This is a genomic window from Novipirellula artificiosorum, assembly GCF_007860135.1.
GTDB lineage: Bacteria > Planctomycetota > Planctomycetia > Pirellulales > Pirellulaceae > Novipirellula_A > Novipirellula_A artificiosorum.
In genome coordinates this window covers 207,263-229,703 of record NZ_SJPV01000011.1, presented here as the reverse complement: position 1 = coordinate 229,703, position 22,441 = coordinate 207,263, and the positions used below count along the sequence as shown (strand labels likewise).

19 protein-coding genes are annotated in these 22,441 nt (G+C 56.5%); 12 read left to right on the top strand and 7 right to left on the bottom strand.

The genetic code is table 11. The features are described 5' to 3' along the window. Positions 1 to 51: 51 nt before the first annotated feature. From Poly41_RS25315 to Poly41_RS25285, 7 genes are all read left to right on the top strand, one after another. A complete protein-coding gene (locus tag Poly41_RS25315) occupies positions 52 to 1,059 on the top strand; it encodes a type II secretion system F family protein (protein ID WP_146530157.1) in 1,008 nt (335 codons plus the stop codon). After that, positions 1,059 to 2,189 (top strand): type II secretion system F family protein, encoded by a 1,131-nt coding sequence (locus Poly41_RS25310; RefSeq protein WP_146530156.1) that lies wholly within the window; start codon positions 1,059 to 1,061, stop codon positions 2,187 to 2,189. Before Poly41_RS25315 ends, Poly41_RS25310 begins: the two co-directional genes overlap by 1 nt. Next, complete coding sequence (locus tag Poly41_RS25305; RefSeq protein ID WP_146530155.1) at positions 2,186 to 2,596, top strand: pilus assembly FimT family protein; 411 nt, start codon at positions 2,186 to 2,188, stop codon at positions 2,594 to 2,596. The genes Poly41_RS25310 and Poly41_RS25305 overlap by 4 nt, the downstream gene beginning before the upstream one ends. Continuing rightward, on the top strand, positions 2,593 to 3,096 hold the full coding sequence (locus Poly41_RS25300; protein WP_146530154.1) for a PulJ/GspJ family protein: 504 nt from the start codon (positions 2,593 to 2,595) through the stop codon (positions 3,094 to 3,096). Before Poly41_RS25305 ends, Poly41_RS25300 begins: the two co-directional genes overlap by 4 nt. Next, entirely contained in the window at positions 3,093 to 3,536 is a 444-nt protein-coding gene (locus Poly41_RS25295; RefSeq protein ID WP_146530153.1) for a hypothetical protein, read from the top strand. Before Poly41_RS25300 ends, Poly41_RS25295 begins: the two co-directional genes overlap by 4 nt. A gap of 7 nt (positions 3,537 to 3,543) precedes the next feature. After that, on the top strand, positions 3,544 to 4,422 hold the full coding sequence (locus tag Poly41_RS25290) for a DUF1559 domain-containing protein (protein ID WP_146530152.1): 879 nt from the start codon (positions 3,544 to 3,546) through the stop codon (positions 4,420 to 4,422). A gap of 167 nt (positions 4,423 to 4,589) precedes the next feature. Further along, complete coding sequence (locus Poly41_RS25285; protein WP_146530151.1) at positions 4,590 to 7,049, top strand: hypothetical protein; 2,460 nt, start codon at positions 4,590 to 4,592, stop codon at positions 7,047 to 7,049. Positions 7,050 to 7,097: 48 nt separating this feature from the next. On the opposite strand, the gene Poly41_RS25280 is transcribed toward Poly41_RS25285, so the two are convergent. Both Poly41_RS25280 and Poly41_RS25275 read right to left on the bottom strand, forming a co-directional pair. Continuing rightward, positions 7,098 to 8,300, bottom strand: coding sequence for a hypothetical protein (locus Poly41_RS25280; RefSeq protein WP_231615919.1), 1,203 nt, complete (start codon positions 8,298 to 8,300; stop codon positions 7,098 to 7,100). A gap of 122 nt (positions 8,301 to 8,422) precedes the next feature. Beyond that, positions 8,423 to 9,739, bottom strand: coding sequence for a Gfo/Idh/MocA family protein (locus Poly41_RS25275; protein ID WP_146530149.1), 1,317 nt, complete (start codon positions 9,737 to 9,739; stop codon positions 8,423 to 8,425). A 221-nt stretch (positions 9,740 to 9,960) separates the two neighbouring features. On the opposite strand from Poly41_RS25275, the gene Poly41_RS25270 reads away from it, so the two are divergent. Next, the gene (locus Poly41_RS25270) at positions 9,961 to 10,785 is read left to right on the top strand and encodes a FecR family protein (protein WP_146530148.1); all 825 of its coding nucleotides are present in this window, start codon (positions 9,961 to 9,963) and stop codon (positions 10,783 to 10,785) included. A gap of 226 nt (positions 10,786 to 11,011) precedes the next feature. Here the strand turns inward: Poly41_RS25270 and Poly41_RS25265 are convergent, their stop codons facing one another. From Poly41_RS25265 to Poly41_RS25250, 4 genes are all read right to left on the bottom strand, one after another. Then, positions 11,012 to 11,470, bottom strand: coding sequence for a hypothetical protein (locus Poly41_RS25265; protein ID WP_146530147.1), 459 nt, complete (start codon positions 11,468 to 11,470; stop codon positions 11,012 to 11,014). Between the two features lie 18 nt (positions 11,471 to 11,488). Then, positions 11,489 to 12,556 (bottom strand): flotillin-like protein FloA, encoded by a 1,068-nt coding sequence (gene floA / locus Poly41_RS25260; RefSeq protein WP_197231620.1) that lies wholly within the window; start codon positions 12,554 to 12,556, stop codon positions 11,489 to 11,491. A 243-nt stretch (positions 12,557 to 12,799) separates the two neighbouring features. Further along, positions 12,800 to 13,390: an NfeD family protein gene (locus tag Poly41_RS25255; RefSeq protein WP_146530146.1), complete on the bottom strand. Its 591-nt coding sequence runs from the start codon at positions 13,388 to 13,390 to the stop codon at positions 12,800 to 12,802. Further along, a complete protein-coding gene (locus tag Poly41_RS25250) occupies positions 13,390 to 15,591 on the bottom strand; it encodes an NfeD family protein (RefSeq protein WP_197231619.1) in 2,202 nt (733 codons plus the stop codon). Before Poly41_RS25250 ends, Poly41_RS25255 begins: the two co-directional genes overlap by 1 nt. A gap of 280 nt (positions 15,592 to 15,871) precedes the next feature. Between Poly41_RS25250 and Poly41_RS25245 the strand changes: the two genes are divergently transcribed. The 3 genes from Poly41_RS25245 (at position 15,872) to Poly41_RS25235 (ending at position 19,319) form a co-directional block, all read left to right on the top strand. Further along, on the top strand, positions 15,872 to 16,174 hold the full coding sequence (locus Poly41_RS25245) for a P-II family nitrogen regulator (RefSeq protein ID WP_146530143.1): 303 nt from the start codon (positions 15,872 to 15,874) through the stop codon (positions 16,172 to 16,174). Between the two features lie 111 nt (positions 16,175 to 16,285). After that, positions 16,286 to 17,959: a sensor histidine kinase gene (locus tag Poly41_RS25240; protein ID WP_197231617.1), complete on the top strand. Its 1,674-nt coding sequence runs from the start codon at positions 16,286 to 16,288 to the stop codon at positions 17,957 to 17,959. A 10-nt stretch (positions 17,960 to 17,969) separates the two neighbouring features. Beyond that, entirely contained in the window at positions 17,970 to 19,319 is a 1,350-nt protein-coding gene (locus Poly41_RS25235; RefSeq protein WP_146530220.1) for a sigma-54-dependent transcriptional regulator, read from the top strand. Between the two features lie 15 nt (positions 19,320 to 19,334). On the opposite strand, the gene Poly41_RS25230 is transcribed toward Poly41_RS25235, so the two are convergent. Beyond that, the gene (locus Poly41_RS25230; protein WP_146530140.1) at positions 19,335 to 20,105 is read right to left on the bottom strand and encodes a PIG-L family deacetylase; all 771 of its coding nucleotides are present in this window, start codon (positions 20,103 to 20,105) and stop codon (positions 19,335 to 19,337) included. Positions 20,106 to 20,449: 344 nt separating this feature from the next. Between Poly41_RS25230 and Poly41_RS25225 the strand changes: the two genes are divergently transcribed. Beyond that, positions 20,450 to 22,402, top strand: a complete 1,953-nt coding sequence (locus Poly41_RS25225) for a serine/threonine-protein kinase (RefSeq protein WP_197231616.1) — start codon at positions 20,450 to 20,452, stop codon at positions 22,400 to 22,402. The last annotated feature ends 39 nt before the right edge of the window (positions 22,403 to 22,441 follow it).

Sequence of the window (22,441 nt, the reverse complement as noted above, 5' to 3'; positions counted from 1 at the left end):
CTCGAAGCTTTTCTTACACCACCACTTGCCGTCCCGCTTAGGTCCCATCCCATGTCCTCTGCCATTGAAGCCCATGCCTCACGAGTGTTGACCCACCGTCAATCACTTGTGCCTGCGTTGCTCGCCCTGGCAGATGAAGTCCCAAGCGGCAGTAGTCGTCGCGAACTGCAAGCACTCGCCAAACGGCTGGAAGGTGGCACGACCGTAGCGGAGCTCGTACAAGACCCGTCGACGCTGGCGTGGCTTCCCCATTTGGCAAGTGTCGCAAGCGGCGAGAAGGTTTCCGCAACGCTTAGCGATGCGATTCGTCATGCGGCCGAGGAAACACAGCTTCGCACTCAACGTCAACGTGTTTGGGTCTATCCGATCACCGTGATCGTCTTGGCCTTCTTGGTCCTGACCGCCATCAGTGTGATGATCGTACCCAGTTTTCGTTCCATGTTTGAAGAGTTTGGCATTCGTTTGCCAGCGTCGACACAGTTGTTGCTGTGGATATCAAGTCAATTGAGTGACGCCCCGCTTGTCACCCTGGTGGGAATGGCCGCGGCATCCGCGATCACCTATTTCGCGGTGCGAGTGTGGAACCACTACGCATTGTCGAGTGGTTTGCTGGGCTTTTTCTTCGTTGGGAACTCCTCGAGTGTCCGAGCGATGGCCAGCATGACGGCAATGTTGGCTGACATGTTCGACCTCGGAGCGTCAACCGACGAGGCGTTTCGGTTTGCTGGCGATCAGTGTGGGCACCGTTACTACCGCACTCTTTCCTATCGACTCGCAAACCATTGCCAAACCACCCATGACCCCATCTCGGATGCGACTTGGGCCAAACAGTTGCCCGCGAACGTGATTCATGCCATCAACGCGGGACCCTGCGGCGAACCCAGCGTGCCGCTATTGAGAGAGCTATCCGCGATGTATCGCGAGCGACTCGCCTATCGAGCAGCCTGGACGGGAGGATTTGCTTCTCACCTTGCAACCCTTGTGGTCGGTTTGGTCGTCTTCTTTGTCATCATCTCGCTGTTTGCGCCGCTCGTCAGTCTCGTTTCGGGGTTGAGCTAATGTCCGACATCTTCACCCATTACTTTCCCAGCATCACAGAATTGCAACATCGACTCTGTCCCCGCTGGAGGATCTCGACACGGTTCTCTGGCGACACTCGCGTGGCACAGCATCGAGCCCTGCTACGAGTCCTTTTCGTCGCGTGGAAGCAGCGACTGGACACGGCGGTATTGGTTGGCAATTTGGCTGAGGAACATCGAGGGGGTTACCGCCGTCAACTCAAACGGCTTGCCAATCGACTCGGTGAAGGAATGTCACTGATCGATGCACTGGAGCAGACTCCCGACGTGCTCGATGACGACACGGTCTTAGCGATCCGCTTTGCCACTCAATGCGGCACGATCGAACCAACCCTCGAGCGTTTGGTCGATCAACGCGACGATACGGAGAACCGCCTACAACTTGGACTTCGTCAATCGATGATCTATGGGGCAGCGATCACGGCGATCGCTGCATTGATTCTGGTGTTCTTGATGACATTTATCACACCGGTCATGGAAGAATTGAATTCCGAAATTCTCGATGAAAGTCCAGATCCCCGACTTCCGTGGGCGTTTCGATCGCTCGTCGCGACGTGCGAGTACCTTGTCAACTACGCTCATGTCGTCGTCGTCGTCGCAGTGGCATTGGGCATCCTTTTGTTTGCGGGGCCGATTCGCCGCTACCTACGCCGCGTCGTTGCTTCACGATGGGTCGGTTCCATCGCCAGAGTGCGTTCCGCGAGACTGATGAGTTTGTTAGCCGACAGCCTTGAAGCCGGTCGCCCCATCGCCGGATCTCTTTCGACCCTTGGCCGCTATCACTTTGATTCGAGTGTCCGACAAAAGTTGCTACTTGCTCGCAACGAAGTCGAACAGGGAACGCCGCCCTGGGCAAGTTTGGCGGATGCAAACCTGATTACAGATGCCGAATCGATTGCGATCGAAAAAATGAACACTCAACCCGACCGCGTTTGGACCCTTCGCCATTTGGCGGCGTGGAAAAGCGAACAAGTGGGCCGATCGCGCGAGAAACGGTCCCAACTTGTACAACCTGCGGTCGTGCTGCTATTGGCAGCCATCGTCCTTTGGATCGGATTTTCCTATTTCCAGTTTCTAACCCACTTGATTGAAAGCTTGGCCAAACCATGAAGTGTCGATCAGGTTCTACCCTTACCGAGTTGCTTGTTGCCGCGACACTCGTGGTCACAGGGATGGCGGTCGCCGCGCCGTTGGCAGTGCGCAGTGGCCAAACGTGGATGCAGACTCGAGAGCATCAACTCGCTCTCGACGAACTATCCAACCATCTTGAACACCTCGTCCGCCTACCCGTCGACGAGTTGGTGACCGAAGTCAGCAAGGTGACGGCATCCGACTTGGTCCTTGGCCGATTACCGGAAGTGATCGTCCAAGCTGAAGTTTTGGGCGAATCTCGTCAACCCTGCTGCATCCAGGTTTCCATCGATTGGCATCGCATGGGCGACCCCGAGCCGATTCGACTGACCGGATGGGTCGAGACCCTTGACGAATCGACTCCAACCATGGAGACGCCCCAGTGACCACCAAAGCTTGCCTCGGTCATACGTTGATTGAGATGGTCGTATCGATGTCCGTTGGCACTTCCTTGATGGTTTTGGCCGTCGGTTTGGTCCATCAATCGATGAGGATCAAGTCGATCTCGGACGAACGATCGGATCAAAACCGGACCACACAGCGATTGATCCAGCATTTCCGCGACGACGTCCATCATGCCCGATCGATCGAAACGGTTGCCAACGGGATGAAGATCATTACGCCCGACGAACAGCAAATCACTTACTTGGTGGAAACCGAGCAGGTCGACCGCATGGAAACTCGACCTGATGGCCGAGTCCGGCGTGAATCCTACCTGCTGGCCAAGTCCTTTGCGGCAGCATTTGCCGTGACGTCGGACCAGCAGCAAGCGGAAGTGGTCATTCAATGTGTTTTCGAAAACGAGAAGCCGAGAATCGATCGACGTGGAATCGCTAACGTGGGGCGATTGGCCGATCGTATGACACCAGCGGAGAAGCCCCGATGAGATCGTCTTCCCCCAAGGGCTCTTTCCTGATCGCTGCGATGGTTTGCTTGCTTGTTTCCACCAGTTTGGCGGTGGCAGCGGTTCGCTCTGCGAGAGTGGCACAACGAGAGTTGCAAATGCGCAAGCAGATGTTGCAAACGGAATGGCTGCTCGATGCAGCTGTCCACCGAGCGGTTCGCCGGATGGAACAATCACCCGAGTACCGAGGCGAAACTTGGATTGCCACAGAGCTCACCGAACGATGGCCCATCGCTGAAGCGGAAATCGTCGTCGACCCTACGGAAACGTCCGAGGATTACCGGGTTCACGTCACGGCCAGGTTGTCCGCCGCATCGGACGATCGTTTTACGCCACAAGCCAGCCGAACTCAGCGAAGTCACACCTTTACCTTGTCCGCATCCCCAAAACTGGAGTCATCCAAAGATGCAAAGTCCGAATAGAGAAAGAATGAGACGTGCCCCTTTGGCATTTACTTTGGTCGAGTTGTTAGTCGTGATCGCGATCATTGGCGTATTGGTTGGGTTGCTGTTACCAGCCGTCCAAGCGGCTCGCGAAGCAGCTCGCCGCTCGAGCTGTCTGAACAACAGCGTTCAGATTGGATTGGCCATGCACAATCATGAATTTAGCCATGAACGCTTGCCGTCGGGAGTCACCAATGATACGGGACCGATCCGTAACGAACCGATCGGGACGCACGTCAGTTGGACCCTTCAAATCTTGCCTTTCCTTGAACAAACAGCCGCCTACAAACGGTTTGATCAAAAGGCGGGGGTTTATGCTTCGGTCAATGCCCCGGTTCGAGCGTTGCAGATACCAACGTATCGGTGTCCATCGAGCCCGTGGGTGGATATCGGAGTCAAGGTGGCGGCAGAACCGGGTGAAGGAATGGCACATGTCGGGCTGAGTGACTACGCCGGTTGCCATCATTCCACCGAAACCCCGATCGACGAGGATAACAACGGACTCTTATTTCTGAACAGCCGGATTCGCTATTCGGATATTTTGGATGGCAGTTCGCAGACCATTTTGGTCGGTGAAATGCTCCCCGCGTATGAGTCGCTTGGATGGGCCTCAGGCACGCGAGCGTCACTTCGCAATACCGGCTCCCCCATCGGTGGCAGCGACCAAGTGGAAGCCGGTGTCGTCAAAGGCTTTGAAACGGGATCGTTAAAAGTCGGCGGGTTTGCAAGCTGTCACATCGGCGGTGGCAATTTTGCCTTCGCCGATGGTTCCGTCCGTTTTCTGACCCAAACGATTGATACCGAGTTGTTTCGGCAATTGGGGAACCGAGCCGACGGAGAGCTGTTGAAACGCGGGTTTTGGTAGCAGTGCATGACACCCACCAGCCCCACGCGGAGAGACCGGTGGGCACGCATCGAATGCGGCTCGGTAAATTTTCCGGTTTTTCTGAACGGACAGTACCCTGTCGCGCCACAATTAAAGCAGTGAACGACTCCTAAATACCTCCCTGTTCCTGTTTTTAGACATCCACAATGCGACTGACACTCCGTACGCTGCTGGCCTATCTTGACAATACCCTTGATCCTGCTGATGCCGAGACCCTGCGGACCAAGGTGGCCGAAAGTGGTTTCGCCGGGCAATTGGTTCAGCGAATTCGAACCTCGGTATCCCGCGGCGATCTCGGAGCACCGGCCCCCGATGCAGCAGGACCGGTTGAAGAAGCGAACGCGATCAGTGAGTTCTTAGACAGCACCTTGCCGGCCGAACAGGTGGCCGAGATCGAGCGGGCTTGCCTGGAATCCGACACCCAGCTAGCAGAAGCTGCGGCCTGCCACCAAATTTTGACGATGGTTTTGGGGAAAACAGCGGAGGTCAGCCCCGAGTTGCGGAAGCGGATTTACACGCTGCCCGATCGCGAAATCGCGGACATCGCCGCGGCAGGAAGTTTTTCGTCGGTGACGCTACCCAGTGTCGATCCCGACGGTGCGGTGCATGACTTGGCGGGATTAGACGCTTCCCTCCAACCGGGCGCGGCAGGTGCCGATTCGTCGGAAACGCTTGACGCCGGGCAACGTCCCGATGCGGTTCAACCGGTTGGCCCAGGCGACTCCGGAGTGGCAGATGCTCCGACCCGAATCCGCCAATCCGATGAAGCGGCTGCGTCTGATGCCGTGCGGGCGGGAAGCTTAGCCGGAAGCCGCCCCCGTTCGGCACTCGAGGCGGCTCAACTTTACGGCGGGTCCATCCGCACGAGCCGTATCGCACCATGGCTGGTGTCGCTGGCCCTCGCTGGGCTGCTGCTATTTGCTCTGGTGCAGATCTTTGAGCCCTTGCTTGACCGTGGAAAACTAGCGCAGAACAACGACACGGTTGATTCCCCCTCGACCGACGATGGTGCCTCAGGCGTCCAACCGAGCAAGACCGATTCCGCCAGCAGCTCAACGACGGCTGAAATCGAAGTCAGCGCCAAAGACTCTCCGCCGATGGTTCCCGTGGGGCAACCGGCGAAAGAAATCAAGCCTGAAACCCCATCGGATCCATCCGACGTGGCGGCACTGCCGGATGCGGAGGAATTACCGATGCCAACACCTCAAGCGGATCTTGATGCATCAGCTGGGCCAGATCAAGAATCCGCGGTGGTGATGGAAGACGTCGACCAGGCAAAGACATCACCATCGGCAGTGGCTGATTCGAGCGTTTCAGAGCAGACCGATTCGAGTGATGCCAACGCGCCGCCCATTCCGCCAACCGTCGAGATGGAAAAACCCGCATCCGAAGAAATCGTGTTAGACAACAGCGCGGAGGAGCAGCCTGAAACCGCAACCGATACGGTACCAGCGGAGCCTCCCGCCGAGGAAAAGCTGGGCATCGCGGTTGTCAATAGTGACTCGGGACTTGTCTTTGTCCTCGACGAGGCGGAGACACCGACCCCGCTAAATCGCAGTGACGTGGTGGGACCAGGCCAGAACGTGGTTTGTTCACCAACGTATCGGTGCCGGATTGATTCGACAGCCGATGTCGCGGTGACGATGATCGGTCCGGCGCGGGTGAAATGGACCGGCGGTGGTGAGGAACAGACGGTTTTGCACCTGCTGCAAGGCCGCGTCCTCTTAGAAGCCACCAAGGCGGGATCCACGGCAGAGATCGTTGTCGATGAATCGCAAATGTCAATCACTTTCCCCAGTATCGAAACACTCGTTGCCTTGTCCGTCGCCGTATTTCGTGCTCCGGGATTCGACCCGAGTGTTCCTGAGAACCATCTGACTACCATCGGGGTGCTCGTGCCGCAAGGAGAAGCCGAGATTCAGTTGGCTGCAGAGTCGACGTCGTTAACCACCGGACAGCGATGGATCAAACGAGGGATCGAACCCGCTGTCACCTCGACGGCGGAAACGATGCCCGATTGGATTCTCACTCCCGATCCAAACGACCGAAGCTTGGAATCATCGGCGCGAGACGCTTTGCTCAGCTTGATGGTTGAGGGTCAACCCGCTGAGCTTTCACTCTTGGAAGCGACCATGTTTCGCCGTGCGGAAGTCGGTGCCTTGGCAGCACGGACACTCTTGTCCTTAGGCCGAGCAGATGTGTTTTTCGGGGGTGACGGAATGTTGAATAACCCAGAGCAGCGATTGTATTGGATCGACCACTATCAAGCGCTCACCAAGGTCATTGATCATGACCCCGAGTCGGCCGAAAGGGTTCGCGATTCGATGAGTCGAATGGATTCGGCAAATGCAAGGGCACTGTATCAGTTGTTAGTGGGCTATTCACCGAAGCAGCTGAGTGAAGGAGGAGATGCCGAACTGGTCGCGAGCTTGGATTCTCCCTCGATGGCGGTTCGCGCTCTGGCACTCGAAAACCTGCGTCGCATCACTGACGGGGCCACCTTGGGCTATCGCCCAGAACAAGATAGTTCGCTGCGGCGAGCGCAAGCGATCAAGAAATGGGAAGCGCGTCAACGCAAGGGTGATATTCAATGGCAAACACCGTAGTGTTTGGCAGAGACATGGCCGCCGTGCGGCGAAGCTGCGATTTGCGAGCTACTGCTCGGAGGGCAAATCACCTTCGAGTCGTTTCTTGACGCGTTGGCGGATCTCGTTTCGTTTCAGCGATTTGGAGGCAGCAAAGCCGATTTCTTCAAAGACAAAACCTCGCAGCGGATGTGGAGTGGCACCTTCGAATCCAATCGCATCGAGCTTAACTTTGTTGAGCATCGCAATCGTTGCCATTGCCACGTCTTGTAAATGGGTTTCGACCGGATCGACTCCATACCCGCCCTGCTCGCTGAGCACCCGGGAATCTTCCAAGAAGGGCGCCACAAGCTCGCCATCCTGGGGACTGCCGAAGACAGCAATGTACTGCATTGCGATCCCCAGGGATTGAACTGCCGAGGCTTCCGACAAGGTCTGACGCGCAAGGGGAAGCACCCGTGCCAAACGCCATTCTTGAGCAAAAAAGAGCACTTCCGCTCGATTGTTGACACTGCTGCGATTGATCCAATCTGCCACCACCTCATCAAACGGGCCACCCACTTGAACATCCTTATGCAGCATGTTTGCAGCGGCCTGATTCAGCACCGTCAACATCAAGCCTTCCACGGCTTCGCTAACCGGCACCTTGGGATCCCTCGCAGGCAACAGCAAAGCGATTGCATCCGCCCGAGTCGGAGCTTTCAATTGTTCGTGCATTCGCGTTTCAACTCGCCCCACGGCCACCTCCATCGCGACATACTGGTCGCGTGGTGTCCCTGCCAACGACATGGCAACCTCGGGATGTGCGACCATCAGCTCCACAAACAGCTGACGGACACCGAGCGAATCGCCCATCACCCCTTGCGTTTGTTCCCAGCCTTGAAACGACACCTCGTTTCCTGCCAAGAACCGGTCGATCTTGATCTGCAAGTCGCCCGCTTTCAACTGACGCATCAATTGTTCAGCACGGAGACGTTTTTCTGGGTCTCGGGTCTCCGCAAACGCTTCACGAAGCAAAGGCAAGACGGGCAATCCCACTTCGACCAATTGGGACGCCGCACGTTCACGAACCGCAAATTCATCGGCGCCAAGTTGCTCAATCCATTGGCGCACTTGTCCGAGCTGTTTCTGACTGATGCCGGACACCTGCGCAGCAGGCACCCTTTCGTCGGCGGCCATCCCCTCCGAAACGAGTGAATCGCATGCAAGGCCAATGCCAAGCACGGCAAGCAGAGTGAGCAAGCGTCGAACAAGCAGCGAACAGAGCAACATGCGTTTCTTTAGAAGCGGCGGAACGAAAGGAGAGACCGAGGCCATTGTAGCAAAACAGTCGAAAAAGCGACCCACTGCCAAAACTCGAAGCCGAACCGACTTCGCTGCCACGGACGCTGCCCCTAAGCCACTTCCCAGCCAGGCCGGTATTCTTTCGCTAAATACATGTCCGCTTCGGGACAATTGGTCGCTTTAAGCTGGGTCGCATCCCAATCCAACGACTTGCCCGTTCGATAGGCGACATTCCCCAACAAGACCGCTTCGGTCAACGGCCCAGAATAGTCAAAGTTGCAAGTCGTCGGCGATCCATCCTTGCACGCTTTGATCCACTCGGCATGGTGGCCGATCGAATCGGGGATCGTTTTTTCGGGAGGGACAAAACCGACGAACTTATCGATTGGAAACAGTTTGTAGTTCGAGTAATCCGCATACAGATTGCCTTCCGAACCGATGAACATGACGCCGCTGCCGGGAACGCGCTCACCGGCCACTTCACGAGGAGTGCGGTCGCCGTCATACCAAGTCAAGTCGACGGCTGGTTTGGAACCACGGGCTGGGAACTTGTAGCGGACCGTCAATCCCATCGGACACGTTTCCGGATGAACTTCAGGACCCTCGGCCTCACACGCGATTGGGTACTTCAAGTCGAGCGCCCAGAAGGGAAGATCCATGTAATGACATGCCATGTCGCCGAGCGTTCCTTGCCCAAAATCCCACCATCGTCGCCACTGCGCCGGATGATAGCGACCGGCCGCATAAGGACGTTCCGGCGCGGGGCCTAACCATAAATCCCAATTCAAATTCGCTGGCGGTTCCTGACCCACCGCTGGGCGGTCGCCACCGCCCCATCCTTTGCCCACCCAAACATGAACCTCGTTCACATCGCCAATCGTACCGGCCTGAATCATCTCGACGACGCGGCGGTAATTCGGTTGGGCATGAATCTGCGTTCCCAATTGCGTTGCAAGACCTCTTGCCCGAGCCGCCTCGGTGAGGATCCGAGCTTCTTGAACCGTGTGGGTCAACGGTTTTTCACAGTAGCAATGCAGACCCGCGTGGATCGCTCGAATCGCCGCAGGTGCGTGATTATGATCGGCCGTCGCAATCACGATCGCGTCAGCTTTGTCGGCTTCTTGCGAGATCATCTCGCGATAGTCTGCGTATTTGTTCGCATCAGGAAATGTCTTTGCTGCACGATCGAGGTAATTCGAATCGACGTCACAGATGCCGATGATTTCTTCTCCCTGGACACCACGCACGTCTTCTGCCGCACGATTGGCCGTCCCCACACAAAGCACCTTCAACTTTTCGTTCGCTGAGTCCGATTCCGCAGCCGGTAACTCACTCCATACGCCTGCTGCGACCGACAGGGCCGTTGTGGTCTTGATAAAGCTGCGACGATTAACGTTGTTCAACAGTTTTTTTTGTTTTCGTGGCATAGCGGAAAGCGAGTGGGGTAGGAGGGAAGGAACCGACGGAGATCCACCGGTTGAGGCTCAGCTCACCATAGAATAGCAGCTGCGGCCAGCCCAATCCACTAAGGATCACTTAAACGCAGGGGGCGATTCGCTTGCTTTCGCCCCGTCCGTATGGGACCTTGGGAGCAGTGGTTACTGATAGCTTTCCGGTCTGCTCTTCTCTTCTAGGTAAGGATTAATCGATGTCTATCTTACGTTTTGCTCATTTTGTCGGTATTGCTTCATGGTTGGCTGTCTTTGCCGTCGCTCAACAATCAGACCCGTTTGCTCAATCCTCGGATCCATTCGGCTCCGCTCCCCAACAAGATCCGTTTGGTGCCGCCCCGCCGGATATGGCGGACGATCCATTTGGCGCGGGGACGACTCCGCATCCGGGCAATAGGAGCAGCGACCCGTTTGCTCAACCAAACGCTCATCCTGCGGATCCTTTCGCGGCACCGGATCGCCCCGCACCACCGAACCAGCATCCCTCTACGGACTTGGAGAATCAGATCCGACAAACGTTGGCTGCAAATGCGTCCTTGGTAGCGGTTGAAATGCCGTTGGAAGAAATGGCTGCTTGGCTCTCACGCGAACACAACGTTCCGATCGTCTTGGATCGCCGCGCGCTCGAGGAGATCGGACTGACGCCCGACGTCCCCGTGAACCTGTCGCTTCGAAACGTTTCGCTGCGCAGCCTTTTAAAGCTTGCCTTGCGCGAATTGGACCTGACCTACGTGGTTAAAAACGAAGTGCTTATGATCACGACCCAAGAGGCCGCCGAGAACAATCTTATTCTCCGAACGTATGTCTTTCCCGCTGGGCTAGCCGACAAAGGTGACAAGGTCGTTGACGTCCTGAAAAAGACGGTCACGCCCGATACGTGGGACACGCTCGGTGGATCGTGCTCGGCCGAATCAATCGACAACGTCTTGGTCGTCAGCGCGATGGAGGAAGTGCATGAAAAAGTGGTCGACTTCTTAGACAAGCTCGAGGTTGCCTATCGGAAACGTCTGAACTCGCCCTAATCCTGCGAGTAAGCAGCGGGGTAGACGGAGGAGGAAGCAGGGGTCAGAACGCGCGGCCCACTTTTCGATCCGTCTAGAGCATTTCAAAATTTGACATGGGATGTAGGGCCGGTTCCTACCGGCCGAATCGAGGCAGTCCGGTGGGAACCGGACCTACGTGTTTTATGGAAATGCTCTAAACACCGAGACGTCAGGCCACCACCACGGCCATCCCCCGATCGCACTCCTACCAGCGGTGTTCGGGGCGTTCGAGGATCTCGCGTAACAGCACCGCCTGCTGGATCCCCCCGGGGCGATGCAACATGTTCAACAGGTCCTCAATCGCGTGTCCCGTTCCAACCGGGGCAAGCGGTTCCAGCGGAGGAATCCGCGACGTCGATTTTTTCTTTTTCAGCTTCGACAACTCCTTCGCTGCCTCGGCTTGGGCGAGTTTCGCCGCTCGCTTTGCCTGTTCCACCTTTTGAGCCCGACCTCTCCACTGAGCATCGACATCCTCGACCACCTCGGCAACCACGACGTCTTCATCAAGCGGTGGACGCGGGCGTCGTTCGGTTCGGCTATCGCTGTACTGGGGCTTGGGTCGGGCCGCAGACCGCTGAGCCGCGCCCTCTGGGGGCTGCTGCGCCGCCTTGTTTTGCCGCCGCTGAGCCGCACGTCGCAGGAAATCTTCAAGGTCGCCTGACATGGCGGCCCCCCTTTTGGACTAAGTTTTGTCGTAGTTTGTTTCAACGGTACCGCGGCTGTTCCCAGCAATCGATTTCCGCATCTCCGTATCCGCACTCACATTTTGCAACTTGTAGTAGTCAAGAATATGCAAATTGCCACTGCGGAACGCTTCCGCCATTGCCTCGGGGACCGAGGCTTGGGCCAACACCAAGGAAGCTCGGCTTTCTTCAATCTTTGCTTGCATTTCTTGTTCTTCCGCGACGGCCGAGGCACGCTTTCCTTCGGCACGAGCGCGGGCGACCTGCGTGTCTGCTTCCGCTTGATCTGCTTGCAAACGAGCACCAATGTTCGCTCCGACATCAATGTCGGCAATATCAATCGAGACGATTTCGAAAGCGGTTTGCGAATCAAGCCGCTTCGCCAAAACCGCCTTGCTGATGACATCAGGGTTCTCCAAGACCGCCTTGTGATCCGCCGCGCTACCAATGGCACTGACGATCCCTTCACCGACGCGAGCAATAATCGTTTCTTCGGTCGCTCCACCGATCAACTGCTGCAAGTTGGCTCGCACCGTCACGCGTGCCTTGACCTTCAATTGAATCCCATCCTTTGCAACGGCGTCGAGCGATGGTTTGACCGAACCTCGCGGGGGACAATCGATCACCTTGGGATAGACACTGGTTTGCACCGACTCCAACACGTCACGACCTGCAAGATCGATCGCCGTTGCTTCACGGAACGTCAACGAAATCGTCTTCGCTTTCTTAGCGGCAACCAAGGCCCGAATGACTTGCTGCACATTGCCGCCGGCCAAATAGTGAGCCTCCAAAGCCTCACTGCTGATCTCCGGATCGTCCAATCCCGCTTGCGTTGCCATGATCTTGCTTCGCACAATCGTGCGCGCATTCACTTTTCGGAACGTCATGCCGAGCAGGTTGAAGATCGAAACGTTCGAACCCGTCAATTGCGATTGAATCCACAAACCAAAGTAGTTCGCGAAGACGAACAGCAACACCAACAAGAATCCAAAGACGACCAAGGCGCCAATCAAAAGCGGCATCGCTGATTTCGGTATCTGCTGAGCCATCAAAGCGAGGTGTAACATCGGATGCGGTTCCATCAAGGAGACGAACAGTGGCGAAGCATTTTTGATCGCCGGCACCTCTAATGTCCCGATCCACGAAGCGCATGTCAACCTCGTGCGTCATCCAGGTTCCCTTTTCGGCTTGGGCCAGGACGGGGGCTGGCGACCGACCGATTGCCAGGAAAAGTCATGGCCTCCTTCCAAAACAACCGTCTACCCCTATTCCTGAGAGGTCGTACTGTTTAGCGACACTCACCCAGAGGGTCAGGGCGTCAGCGAGTCAAAATCAAACGATTCTGGTGGGTTTTCGAGCGACGGGGGTGACTGAGGCACAACTCCGGAACCGTCCCTTTCCTCTTCGTCGCTGACCGGACGGACATGAATCTTGCCAGCCTCGATCTTCGTCACCCTGACGCGAGATCCCGCATCAATCGGCATCCCCATGCTGACCGCATCAAGACGCTGCGACCCGAGACAGACCAACCCACTCGGTAATAAATCGGTTTTCGCCACACCGATGCGGCCAACCAACTGATCCAGGGGAGTTCCGTCAGGCAGGCGGCGCTGGGTCCCCGTAGCAGAGACTTGACCCGGCCGACGATTCAAAATACGGCGACCAATCGGCGTGTGCGGCCAAACGCGTATGACGCCGATAAACACCATCGGAGTGGTGGCGGCAACAATCAGCAACAACGTTAATCCTGCCGAAGCACTATGAGCAAACGCAACCGCGATCGCAGCGACCACCGAGACGACGGCGGCAACGCCCACCAACCCGCCGCTGGGGACAAAGAACTCGAGAACCAGCAGGAAATAGAAGAGGCACAACAATCCGTAAGCATAGTAAAGCGGCATTAGCCTTCGATTGCCTCAACGATGACGCGCGTTCCATGGACCTCACTCACGCGGACCGCTTCCCCCGAAGCAATCGACGTCCCATCACTGATGACCTGCACAATCGAATCGCCGAACCTCGCTTTCCCAGAGGGGCGTAGCGGCGTCGTGGTGCTTCCCGTTTGGCCGAGCAGGTGGGTAAAGTCCGCCAATTTCTCCGCCTCGTTGACCGCAACGAGATCCGCTGGCTCCATCGCCAAACCACTCAGCAAGGGGATGTGTGGCATCAGCGTACGAATGACAATGAAGCCGGCGATCAAGCCAATCACCCCACCCAATGCCGCCCACAAACTGTGCGTCAACACCTCCACCTGGTAGACGTTGCGTGGGATCACAAACGTCTGACTCATCAAGACAATCCCTAAGACGGTCAACGCAAGGCCACCGACACCAAAAATACCGAACCCAGGAATCACAAACACCTCGATCGCGATGCAAATCAACCCCAACGCGAAGGCCAACAATTCAAGCCACTCCGCCGTGCCGGCCAAGAACTTAATCCAAAAATAGAGGGCAAAACAAACCACCGCCACGAACCCGGGAACCCCCAACCCGGGCGCATTGGCTTCCGTCGACAATGCCGCAAATCCAATGAACAGCAACAGGAAGGCCAACCCATGACTCCGCCCCAATCGCTCCACCCAACGGACCACGCTGCGATCCGTCACCGGTGGCGGCGTGCCGCTCAACCCGATTCTGCGTGAGGCATCATCGACCGAAGCCGCCTGACCGTCCGCCAGCCCCAACGCAATCGCTTCGGCAGCAGTTAAACCCTCCGCCAATTCAACCCGGTCACCTCGTTCCCAACGGTCACGATCGGCGTCCGCAAACTCCGCGTCGAGCAGCGGGTCGGAATTCAAATCTTCTTCGGTCGCATAGCGAACCCGTCCCGTTTTTCGGTTGGTGTAGCGATACACTTGGAGACCGGGATCAAGCAACCCACGAATTAAAGCGGCTGGTCGTTTGGTGGATCGTGCGACTTGTTCAATCAATTCATCGTTACGCATGACGTCCTCGGATGTAATCGATTCCGCACCCGGCCCTCCCAAGCGAGCGTTTGGACCCATCATCAGCGGCCGACACGCCAAGGCCACCAACGACGCATCCCCTCGTGCTTCACCTTGAACAAACCCAGCCACCGTGTGCAACGGAGGGTCTGGCTGGGCGAACCAACCGGCCAACGTTGCGCTTTGATTCAAATTACCACCAGGCGAATCGATGGCGATCACCCATGTGTTGACCTCGTTTGATTCGAGCGTTGCCGCCAAGTTACTTTGCCAGCGGCGTGAGCGGCTGTCCGTAATCGAACCGACCAGCTCAAGAACCACCCCCACTGGTTCGCCGACGAGTACTTTGTTGTCAACCGGGTTGATCGCTGCCAAGTCCAATAATTCGGATGCCGCTTCGTCAGAGGCAACCATCCCCGCAGCAATGCGGGATGAGCGCAGCTGCGATGCATTCATGCGCAACGGAGCATTCTCCGCAGCAAGAATCGACTCACCAGCGACCTGGCCCGCGGCACGAAGTCTGGCAAGTTCTTGGCCAGAGGCAAACACTTCACTGCCATCGCCTTGGGTGACTTTCGCCAACTCCACCGCTGGATCCACCAAAGCCGTGACCACCTCCGCAGGAAACAACCCGCGTCGGGCGGCAATGGATTGGTAGCTGACCCGAATCGTCTCATCCGCGGCCGTCTCGTCTTTCGTCGCGTCCGCGATCACGGCCGCAGGCGAAACGATCAACAAATCGGACGCCAATATCGGCAACACTCGGTGCCCCGACACCTCAGTACGTACCCATGACACCACACGAACGCGGCGCAGTTCGGGCTGAGTCATCGCCCGCGCCAACCGCAATGCGTCTTCAAAGGTCGTGCCGCCGCCCGATTCATTCGCGTTGTCGTAACGAAGAACCACCGTGACTCGAGAACCATCGTCTGCCGATTGCGCCAACCGATTCAATTGCGCCAAAATATTGGAAACGCCATCCGCCGACAATGGATCTGGGACTTCAACCATGTAGCCCACTTTGACCCTGTTCGCTTGCGAATCGGCCGATTCCGTCGCTTGCTGAGCCGAAGCGCTCGAGCAGCAAACCGAGAACGCGGTGATGCAAAACGCCACCCCGACCAGCGGCGCCCATCCGTTCGCGTTTGCGGGCAATGCCGTGGAACGACACCGCGGAAATGCGCACCGATATCTCGTCGTGTTCTCCACACGCATCTCCTGTTGGAAAGCCTAGATCAAGTGATTGTCCTGCCGCTTCATTATAGAATCAATTTGCTGCAGAGAAGAAGTATTCATGGTTCTTCGCTCCCGCGGGGATTGATTTTCTGGTATTCCGGGTGCCAGAGAGGGGGGACGTGATTGATGGCACCCGTTGATGCGGTGTAGGCTGAGACCATCGAGTGGGCCAAGACGATGGGATTATCGGGAAACAGGTGTGAAACAGATCATTACGACCGTACGCCCCCATTTAGCAGAGCAGGTGCTCTCAAGCCTTCGCCGCGCGCCGCTGGAAGCCCTCAGCGTCATGGAAGTCAAAGGCTACGGCCGCCAAAAGAGCTACTTGGACGAGTACCAAGAGACCGAGTATTCGCAAGCTTTTGTTCCGAAAGTGGAAATCACGATGTGGGTGGACGATTCCCGCTGCGAAGAAATCCTTGAAAAAATTGTCTCCGTCACACGCACTGGACGCATCGGTGACGGCAAAATCTTGGTGTTACCGGTCACCGAGCATTTTTGAACGCGTTGACATTCTCCGCGGTTCGTCTTGCCGCCTCGCTCCGTTCTCGATAGGCTTGGAAATGCGTTAAGCGGGATGTTTCACGCAACCAAGGCCATGGAGGGTGCTTCAATGCTGCGTCGACGAAAGATTCGTACCAAACTTTTCCTCTCCCTAGGACTTTTGACCTCGATTGTCCTTTTGCTAGCGTTCAGCGGCTTTTGGGGGCTCTATCGGTACAAACGGCTCGCGAAATCCGTCAACCAGGCTGCCTACGAGATCAAAAATGCCAATGAATTGAATTGGTTGGCCAATGCGCTCAAGGAGAGCAACGCACGGATCACCCAATATCGCAACCATGGCGGAATGATCGACTCGGGGCTGCTTACGAACCGGTTCATCGAACATGAACAAGCTCAATACAACGAGACTCTCGATACCCTGAAGAGGCATCTTCAGATGTACCAACATGCGGTTTCGGAAATCGAAACGCATTCAGACCCGCTGATCGGCTCGAGCGATCATCGCCGCAGCCTCGCCGCGATCGAAACAGCTGTCAATGACCTCGATTCGTTTCGACGCAACCCTGATGCATTCGATTACTCCCGCAGCGAAGAAATGCTCGAACGATTGAGCTTGATCCACCGATTGACCCAGGCTCATTTGCAACTCATCGAAGGCAGAATGACCGATTTTAGTCGCAACGTCGGCGGCCAGTACCGAGCATGGATCGGGATTGCCTGGTTCAGCGCGATCGTCTCGCTCATCATGGTTGCCTTGCTGGTCTGGTCGTTTCATTCCTTGGTGGTCAAACCTTTTCAAACCCTGCTCGATGGATCGCGTTTGGTCGCCAAAGGGCAAACGAATCACATCATTGACTTAGGCACCGACGACGAACTGAGTGAATTGGCGGTTGCGATGAACGGGATGACCAAGCGGTTTCAAAACACCTACGCCAAGCTCAATGCGGTTTGTTCCGATTTGGATCGCCAGGTGCAACAACGCACGCGAGAAGTCATTCAAAACGAACAACTCGCCAGCGTTGGATTTTTGGCCGCTGGCGTTGCCCATGAAATCAACAACCCCTTGGCAACCATTGCCTGGAGCGCCGAGTCGCTTGAATCGCGTATCGAAGAAGCGGTTTGCTTTGGTGGCGAATCGATCGCACTCGATGACGAATTGCTGACCACGACACGAAGTAATTTGAGACGCATCCAAGAAGAGGCCTTCCGCTGCAAGGGGATCACGGAACGATTGCTCGACTTCAGCCGACTCGGTGAAGTGAGACGTTCTTCCACCAATTTGACCGAGTTGGTCGAAGAAATCGTATCGATGGTCAGCAAGGTGGGAAAATTCCGCTGCAAGTCCTTGCGAACTCATGCCTCCGGTCCGGTCTTCGCGCACGTGAACCCTCAAGAAATCCGCCAAGTTATTTTGAATCTTATCACCAACGCGCTCGAGAGCGTCTCGACCGATGGCGCCGTAGACGTTCATGTCGACGGTGACAACGACGGCGCCAAGGTAACCGTGATGGACAACGGATGCGGCATGTCGGCCGACGTTCTGAAGCACCTCTTTGAACCCTTCTTTACCCGGCGTCGCGATGGCACCGGAACGGGATTGGGACTCAGCATTACCTACCGTATTGTTTCGCAGCACGGTGGATCCTTGATTCCACAGAGTGATGGCGAAGGATGTGGATCGCGGATGCAGCTGTTGCTGCCGGCGGTTTCAGAAAACGAAGATCAATCGACGAGCAATCGTCATTCAATGGGATGGAACCATGAGTCAATCAAAGCAGCCTAAACGCCAAAAGATGCGTATCCTGTTTGCAGACGATGAAAAGAACCTGCAAGAGCTAATGCGATCCGAGTTGCCTCGAATGGGGTACGAGGTTACGGTTTGCCCCGACGGCTTGACCGCCGTTGCGGCTCTCGAAAAAGATCCGTTCGATTGTTTACTAGTCGATCTGAATATGCCGGGACTTAACGGCATTGAAGTGATCGCCAAGGCACGCGAACTGCGGCCTGAGATCGAGGTCGTGATCATGACGGGCAAACCAACAACCGAAACGGCGATCGCTGCGGTCCACTATCAAGCCTTCGAATACTTGACGAAACCGTGCCGTTTGGCCGACATCGCGGGACTGCTTGGCCGAGTGGCCGAACGCCGCCAAACCAAACGTCAACTTGCGGCGTTACAGCATCGACTCGCCCGGGCCGAAGGTGACAACAAGATGGTCGGTAAGGCCGCGGCGATGCAGTCCGTTCGTGTGCTGATTGCCAAAGTGGCGCCAACCGAAAGCACCGTGTTGATTCGTGGTGAAACCGGATGCGGCAAGGAACTGGTCGCTCGAGCCGTTCACGATTCGAGCCTCCGAGCTGACGAGCCACTCGTCGCCATCAATTGTGGCGCCCTGCCCGAAAATCTGATCGAGAGCGAGCTGTTCGGACATTGCAAAGGGGCGTTCACAGGAGCCGATGCGGCACGAGTCGGACTGTTCGAAGTCGCAGATGGGGGGACGATCTTCTTAGATGAAATCGGCGAGTTGCCGTTAGCGATGCAGGCGAAACTGCTGCGTGTTCTCGAAACCGGAGATATCCGACGACTCGGTGACAATCAAACCGTCCATGTCAACGTTCGTGTCATTTGTGCAACTCACCGTGACCTCGAAAGGATGGTCGAAGAAGGGACCTTCCGCGAAGATTTGATGTTCCGAATCAACGCCTTCGAAATCGACGTCCCCCCGTTACGCGAGCGAATCGACGACATCATTCCTTTGGCCATGCACCTGCTCCGTCGGCACCGCACCGACGGCTGCGACGATCAGCTGTTTACTGCCGAGGCAATCGCAGAACTGAAATCGCACCTCTGGCCTGGAAACGTTCGCGAGTTAGCCAACGTGATCGAACACGCTGCCATTCTCTGCGATTCCTTTCCGATCGGCACCGAGAACCTGCCTCGGCATTTCGGCAAGCGCCAACTTCGCAAAGAGCTACGTGAATCCGAGCCGATGCCACTGCGCGATCTCGAAATGCTGGCCATTGAACGAGCCCTCGCCCGTCACGATGGCAACAAACCCGCCGCAGCGGAGGAACTCGGCGTCAGTTTGAAGACACTCTACAACAAATTGAATTCCGCCGAAGACAAACGACAAGCGGGATAGTCGTCACGCGTCGACTCACCGGGCCGGTCCGACCTCGGCAACGCCCTGATTGACTCCCTCATGACCGATCGCAAGGGTGATCATCAGGTCATCGACGGCAAAAGGTTTGGCAGCCGCAAACGATTCGCCAGCAACAACGCCCGCCGCGGCTCCCGTCACGGTTGCTGCGGCTCGCACGCGAGTGACAAGATTCGGTTTGTGCTCGAACTGCGTCTTGTAGCAGCAGATGGATTCGATTTTCGCCTCAAGGGTATCGCTGATGTCAACGATTTGGTGGTAAGGGTTGCCATCAATCGTGTCCGGATCGACCGCCAATCGGTAATACAGCTGCCTCCGAATCGGATGCACGGGCAATCCGGGAAAGTACTCATCCCATTTGGTCAATCGGCTGTAAAACACGGCTGCGTCGGTGATTTGCATCGCCTGCCAATGGTCAGGGGACGCCATCGGAGTCTTCTCTCCAAAACCAATCACCAACTTCGGACGGTACCGACGAAACTCTTTGGCTAAAGCGACGCGAGTTTCAAACGAATCAAACAGTCGCCGGTTGGGCAGATCAAGCTGGATTCGTTTTTGAACCCCCAAGACCCGAGCTGCCGCTTCCGCCTCCCGCAGCCGAACGTCCGGCCCCGGGGAATTGGGGGTCGGTTCCCCATCGGTCAGATCGATGATGCCAACGCGATATCCTTTCCTCGATAGCTTCGCGAGGGTTCCGCCACAGGCGATTTCGACATCGTCAGGGTGAGCTCCGACTGCGATCAGGTCGAGCGGTTCGGGCAGTTTCAAAGTGAGGTTCTCCGGTATTGCGATCGGGTCAGCTCAAAAAAGCGTAACCGATCCCACGTCTCTGCGCCAATTCGCCTTGACCTCACCTACCCAGAGGCCGTGACTTAGCCGCGATGCGATCCCCACTGCGAAATGCTAGAATTCAGGTAGTCGTTCTTCCTTCACCACTCCATTTCACAATGCTTCCCTTGTCCCACCGCCCGTTGTCCCAATTCCGCACTGCTATTCATGGGGCGTTCGGTCGCTCTTGGCAGTCCGTGCTGATCTCTCTTATCCTGCTCTCTGGAATTGCGACCCTCTTGCTTGGCTGTCTCGATGTCGCTGTTCGCCACTCGATGCAACAAATGACACGCCGATCGCTTCGCGTCCGATTGCAGTCGAGTATTGATTCGATGCAACATTGGCAAAATCAACGCCTGGTCGAGGCGTTGGCCGTTGCAACGCAACCGGACGTTCAACGGACAGCGGTTGCGATTCTCAATCGTCAGCAGCCGCAAGTGTCATCACCGGTCGCTGAGGAGGAAGCGACGGACGTGGAGTCCCTGGTGGCATCGATGGCGATGCACCCGATCGACGATCAATGCGTCTGCTGGGCGCTGCTCAATATCGATGGACGCGTGCTCCACAGTGATCTTGGTTCACTCGATTCCGTCAATCTTCCGTTGCCAACCGATGCATTTGAGAAGATCATACAGCGAAAGCCCTCTGTAACGCGGCCATTTCGTTGCCCCGTCGCCTTAACGCGTTCGGGTCGGCTCTCTCAAGCAAAGGCTCCCGTGATCGCGGTTCTGGTTCCGATCACCGAGGAAGCTCGGGTCCTGGGCAGTTTAGCATGGCTGGTAGACCCTCACGACGAGTTCCGCCAAGTCATGCCTACGGTGAATGAGGACACGGCTTGCTCCACTTATGCATTTGACCGGCAAGCTGTGATGCTTAGCCCCTCTCGACACCAACCAGAGCTCCGACGCATCGGACTGATTGGCGAGGAACCGTCGTCGACCAGCATTCTGAGTGTTCAACTACGAGACCCCGGTGCGGATTTGACACGCGGTGGGCGAATCACGGACAAGGTTTCCGATTGGCCTCTGACCGAGATGGCGGACCAAGCGACACGGGGGGCAACGGGCGAAAATGTGTCGGGATACCGTGACTTTCGCGGCATCCAAGTGATCGGCGCTTGGCGATGGTTACCCGAGCAAGCACTCGGTGTGGCAACGGAAATGGAGGTTGCCGACGTCTATGCGCCGCTGCGTTGGTTGCGTTGGACCCTATGGGTGGCCATCGGGTTGTGGGTTGCGACCACCGCCGGGCTGATCGGCTCGGTGATGCTGACTCCCTGGTTGACAAAGCGGTTGGGACCAAAGCTTGAAAGCCGCCAACTCGGCAGGTACCAACTGAATCAACGGATTGGTCATGGAGCGATGGGAACCGTTTATTCAGGCTCGCATGAATTGCTTCGTCGCCAGGTCGCGATCAAAGTACTCGAAGGGGACAAATGGACATCGACCACCGCATCGCGGTTCGCCCGCGAAGTCCAATTAACCGCCCAATTGCGACATCCCAACACGATCGCGATCTACGACTACGGCCGCAGCGATGAAGGAACGTTTTACTATGTGATGGAGTTTTTGCACGGCATCACGCTGCAAGAACTGATCGATGATTATGGTCGGCAACCGGCAGATCGGGTGATTGCAATCCTGTTGCAGATTTGCGGCTCGTTGTCCGAGGCCCATCATCACGGGATCGTCCATCGCGATATCAAACCATCGAATGTCTTCCTGACGGCCCAGGCGGGGATCTACGACATGGTGAAGGTACTCGATTTTGGACTGGTTAAAGAGATCTCACGTGAAACGACGGAATTGACGCAAACGGATTCAATCACCGGCACGCCGATGTACATGTCGCCCGAGTCGGTTCGCGATGCATCCTCGGCCGATGCACGCAGTGATCTGTATTCGGTCGGCGCGGTTGGCTACGCACTACTGACGGGGCTCCCCATGTACGACAGCGGACCGTCGGTCGACATTTGTCTGAAACAGCTCAACGAGGCCCCCCTGCGGCCGTCCGAGCGAACAGGAGCGGACTTGCCAGAGGATCTACAGAACGTGCTGATGAGCTGCTTGCGAAAAGATGCGGCGGAGCGCCCTATGTCGATGGCCGACCTCGCTGATACACTTCGACATTGTCGAGACCACGACCATTGGTCCAATGCGGACGCGATGCGTTGGTGGCAAAATGTTTTTGACGGACCGACCCTCACCAAGCCTATCGAACCGGTTCTCCCTTCGTAGGGAGGTCGTGCCGCTTTTCAAGACACGTTCTTAGTACTT